The sequence below is a fragment of the Hydrogenophaga sp. genome (assembly GCF_051007235.1).
In the GTDB taxonomy this organism is placed as follows: Bacteria; Pseudomonadota; Gammaproteobacteria; order Burkholderiales; family Burkholderiaceae_C; genus Hydrogenophaga.
In genome coordinates, this window is the sequence record NZ_JBPCSJ010000144.1 from 1 (window position 1) to 4,643 (window position 4,643).

General features: G+C 69.4%; 4 protein-coding genes. All 4 read right to left on the reverse strand.

The features are described 5' to 3' along the window. A partial coding sequence (locus ACR2JA_RS05395; protein WP_434008085.1) for a DUF58 domain-containing protein occupies window positions 1–416 on the reverse strand: 416 nt, incomplete at its 3' end. A 13-nt stretch (window positions 417–429) separates the two neighbouring features. Then, entirely contained in the window at window positions 430–1,431 is a 1,002-nt protein-coding gene (locus ACR2JA_RS05400) for an AAA family ATPase (RefSeq protein ID WP_434008086.1), read from the reverse strand. A gap of 149 nt (window positions 1,432–1,580) precedes the next feature. After that, the gene (locus ACR2JA_RS05405; protein WP_434008087.1) at window positions 1,581–2,486 is read right to left on the reverse strand and encodes a S1C family serine protease; all 906 of its coding nucleotides are present in this window, start codon (window positions 2,484–2,486) and stop codon (window positions 1,581–1,583) included. 60 nt (window positions 2,487–2,546) lie between these two features. Continuing rightward, window positions 2,547–4,643 (reverse strand): aconitate hydratase AcnA (gene acnA / locus ACR2JA_RS05410; protein ID WP_434008088.1); only part of this gene is annotated, 2,097 nt, incomplete at its 5' end.

Below are 4,643 nucleotides of genomic sequence, written 5' to 3' on the forward strand. Positions count from 1 at the left end.
CCCACGCGGTTGCCGTGGCGGCTGATCAGGCGCGCCACCACGCCCACGAAGCCCTGCAGCAGTTCGCGCTTGCGCTGCTGGCCGGAACCGAAGTCCACCGAGGGGCTGAGGTCCAGCAGGAACCAGGCGGCCATCTCGCGGTCTTCGGTGAACACGCGCACGTGCGGCGTCTGCAGGCGCGCGGTGACGTTCCAGTCGATGTGGCGCACGTCGTCGTGGTGCTGGTATTCGCGCAGGTCGGCCAGGTCCAGACCGGTGCCGCGCATCAGGGTGCGGTGGTCGCCCTGCAGCAAACCGTCGAGCCGCTTGATGACCGTCCATTCCAGGCGCTTGAGCAGGGCTTCGGTGCGACCGCCGTCTCCCACGGGCACCGCCGGGGGCGGCGGTGGTTTGCGTTTGAACAGGCTCAGCAGCATGGCGGTGTTCCGTTCAGGCGGCCTTGCGCTCGTGTTCCAGCGGCTTGGCCGGGGCCGGCACCGCTTTCATGATGCGTTCGATCAGCGCGTCGCTGGTGAGCCCTTCGGACAGGCCCTCGTAGGACAGCACCACGCGGTGGCGCAGCACGTCGGGCACCAGGTCGCTCATGTCTTCGGGCAACGCGTAACTGCGCCCGCGCAGCAGGGCCAGAGCGCGTGCGCCTTCCACCAGGCCGATGGTGGCGCGCGGGCTGGCGCCGTAGGTGATGAGTCGCGCGGTGTCCTTCAGGCCATGCTTGTCGGGTGTGCGCGTGGCCGACACCAGCCTGACCGCGTACTGCACCAGCGAGGGGTCCACGTACACCTCGCGGCAGCGCGCCTGCAACGCCGCCAGCTGGTCGGTGGTGGCCACCGCGTTGACCTGCACCACCGGACCGGTGACGCGTTCGACGATCACGACCTCTTCCTCGTCGGTCGGGTAGTCCACGAGCACCTTCATCATGAAGCGGTCCACCTGCGCCTCGGGCAGCGGGTAGGTGCCTTCGGTCTCGATGGGGTTCTGCGTCGCCATCACCAGAAACGGTTCGGGCACGCGATGCGTCTCACCGGCGATCGTCACCTGCCGCTCCTGCATCACCTCCAGCAGCGCGCTCTGCACCTTGGCCGGCGCGCGGTTGATCTCGTCGGCCAGCAGCAGGTTGGCGAACACGGGGCCCAGCGCGGTGCTGAAGTCGCCGGTCTTCTGGTTGTAGATGCGTGTGCCCACCAGGTCGGCCGGCACCAGGTCGGGCGTGAACTGGATGCGCTTGAAGCGGCCCTGCACCACGTTGGACAAGGTCTTGACGGTCAGCGTCTTGGCCAGGCCGGGCACACCTTCCACCAGCAAATGCCCGCCCGCCAGCAGCGCGACCATGACGCGCTCCAGGAACCGGTCCTGCCCGACCACGACGCGCTTGACCTCGTAGAGGATCTCTTCCATGAAGCGGGCGGTGTCGGGGGTGTCGGTGGGATTCATAGGGTCTCCAGTCAAACAGGGATCGCAAGAACGAAGAGGCTCAGACCAGCCGCGCCGCGGAACTGGCTTCGCCAGGCCGCAGGGGCGGTCCCCCTCCCGCCGCAGGCGAGAGAGGGGGAAGACGCGAAGCGGCGCAGGGGGTGTTCATCTCAAAACGGTGGGAGGCCTGCCGCGCTGGCGGCGCTCTCAATGGGCACGGCAAATCCGATGCCGACAAAGGTGCGGTGGCTGGTGGGGTTGAGGATGCCGGTGACGATGCCCACCACCTCCCCGTCCATGGTGACCAGCGGGCCACCGGAGTTGCCCGGGTTGGCCGCGGCGTCGAACTGGATCAGGTTGCCGATGTCCTGCTCACCCTCGGGCGCGCGGAACGAACGGCCCAGACCCGACACCACACCGGCCGAGGTGGACGGGCCGATGCCGAAGGGAAAACCCACGGCCACCACCTCGTCACCGGGCTTGAGGTCGTGCGTGCTGCGCAGCGTGGCGGCATGGAAATCGTCGGGAATGGTCAGTGCCTGCAGCACCGCCAGGTCGTGCTCGGGCTGCACACCGGCCAGCTGCGCATCCGACGTGCTGCCGTCCGCGAACACCAGGCGCACGGCCTGCGCGCTCTGCACCACGTGCAGGTTGGTCAGGATGGTGCCCTTGTCGGTGATGACCACGCCGGTGCCCACACCCTGTTCCACCATCTCGCCGCGCTTGTTCCGGGCCAGCGCCTCCACCCGCACCACGGCTGTGCGGATCTTCTCTGCCGCCCTCGCCGCGCGCGAGGGCAGGTTCTGCGTGGTCAGGGTGCGCAGCACCGCGGCGTCGATGTCTTTCTGGGTCAGCACCCGCGGCGCGTTGCGGTGCTGCTGCCACTGGCTGGCCAACAGCAGCGCGGCCAGCAGGGCCAGCGCCGCCCACATCACCCGTGGGTGAACGGCGGCTCGGCCCAGTGCCCGGCGCCAGCGGGGCTGCTGTGGCTCGGCCTGCGGTCCGGGCGCTGGAACCTCGGCCGGCACGGCGGGCGCAGTGCGGACAGAGCGGCTGTAGAGAGCGGGCTTGCGCATGACGTCTCCGAAAGGACCGTGGCGGGCGTGGTCACATCATGCCGTTTTGCCGCCGCTGGCTCAAGCGCCCAGCAGCTGCCGCAGCACATAGGGCAGGATGCCGCCGGCGCGGAACTGCTGCACCTCCACCGGGGTGTCGATGCGCAGGATCAAGGCGAGTTCCCGCACCGAACCATCGGCGCGGGTGATGCGCAAGGTGGCCGGGCTGCGCGGCGCCAGGTCGGCCTGCGGGATCACGTCGATCACCTCGTCGCCGCGCAGGCCCAGCGCTTCCCAGCTGTCGCCGGGCGCAAACTGCAAGGGCAGCACGCCCATGCCCACCAGGTTGCTGCGGTGGATGCGCTCGAAGCTCCTGGCGATGACGGCCTTGATGCCCAGCAGCTGCGTGCCCTTGGCGGCCCAGTCGCGGCTGGAGCCGGTGCCGTATTCCTCGCCCGCGAAGATGACCGTGGACACGCCGGCGGCGCGGTAGCGCATGGCGGCGTCGTAGATCGGCAGCTTTTCACCGGACGGCTGGTGCAGGGTCAGGCCGCCCTCCTCGCGCGAGCCGCCGGCCAGCGGCGGCAGCATCAGGTTCTTGATGCGCACGTTGGCGAAGGTGCCGCGCATCATGACCTCGTGGTGGCCGCGGCGGGCGCCGTAGCTGTTGAAGTCGGCCGGCTGTACACCGCGTGCGCGCAGCCACTGGCCCGCGGGGGAACGGGCCTGGATGGACCCGGCCGGCGAGATGTGGTCGGTGGTGATGGAGTCGCCGAACAGGGCCATGATGCGCGCGCCCCGCACGTTGGCCGAAGCAGCGGCGCCGGCGTCCAGCGAGAAGCCCTCGAAGAACGGCGGTTCGGCGATGTAGCTGCTGGCTGGCCAGTGATAGGTGGTGCCGGTGGCGCCGGCGATGCGTTCCCACAGCGCGCCGGGGTCGGTCTTCACCCGGGCGTAGTTGTCGCGGTAGGCCTTGCCCTTCATCGCGTGGCGCAGCAGGGCATGGATCTCGTCGCTCCCGGGCCAGATGTCGCCCAGGTACACCGGCCGGCCGCCGTGGCCGGTGCCCACCGGTTCGGTCATCAGGTCCGTCATCACGTTGCCAGCGATGGCGTAGGCCACCACCAGCGGCGGGCTGGCGAGGAAGTTGGCTTTCAGGTTGGGGTGGATGCGCGCCTCGAAGTTGCGGTTGCCCGAGAGCACGGCCGCGCACACCAGGTCGTTCTGCGTGATGACGGCGTTCAGTTCCGCCGTGAGGTCGCCCGCGTTGCCGATGCAGGTGGTGCAGCCGTAGCCGGCCAGCGCGAAGCCCAGCTGTTCGAGGTAGGGGAGCAGGCCGGTGGATTCAAGGTATTCGGTGACGATGCGCGAGCCGGGCGCGAGCGAGGTCTTGATGTGCGGCTGGACCGTCAGGCCGGCCTCGACCGCCTTCTTCGCCAGCAGACCCGCCGCCAGCAGCACACCGGGGTTGCTGGTGTTGGTGCAGCTGGTGATGGCGGCGATCAGCACGTCACCGTTGTTCACCGCGATGCCGCTGTCGGTGCGGAAGGTCTGCGCGAGCTTGGCGGCCGGCTGGTTGAAGCCGTTCTGCTCGTTGGGTTGGCTGAACAGCGAAGCGAACTGCGCCGCCACCTGCCCGATCTCGATGCGGTCTTGCGGGCGCTTGGGGCCGGCCAGCGACGGGGCCACGGTGCCCAGGTCCAGCGTCACGACCTGGGAGAAATCGATGTCCCCGGCCTTCGGAATACCGAACAGGCCCTGCGCCTTGAAGTAGGCCTCCACGGCTTCGATCTCGGCCTTGCTGCGGCCGGTGCCGCGCAGGTAGCCCAGGGTTTTGTCGTCCACCGGGAAAAAGCCCATCGTGGCCCCGTACTCGGGCGCCATGTTGGCGATGGTCGCGCGGTCGGGCAGCGCCAGCGAGGCCGTGCCTTCGCCAAAGAACTCCACGAACTTGCCCACCACCTTGTGCCGGCGCAGGATCTCGGTGACGGTGAGCACCAGGTCGGTGGCGGTGCAGCCCTCGCGCAGGCGGCCGGTCAGCTCGAAGCCCACCACGTCGGGCGTGAGGAAGTAGACCGGCTGGCCCAGCATGGCGGCCTCGGCCTCGATGCCGCCCACGCCCCAGCCCACCACGCCCAGGCCGTTGATCATGGTGGTGTGGCTGTCGGTGCCGACCAG

Coding starts and splice junctions, on each gene's coding strand:
- ACR2JA_RS05400 (WP_434008086.1), bottom strand. CDS start 1,431: ATGAATCCCACCGACACCCCCGACACCGCCCGCTTCATGGAAGAGATC.
- ACR2JA_RS05405 (WP_434008087.1), bottom strand. CDS start 2,486: ATGCGCAAGCCCGCTCTCTACAGCCGCTCTGTCCGCACTGCGCCCGCC.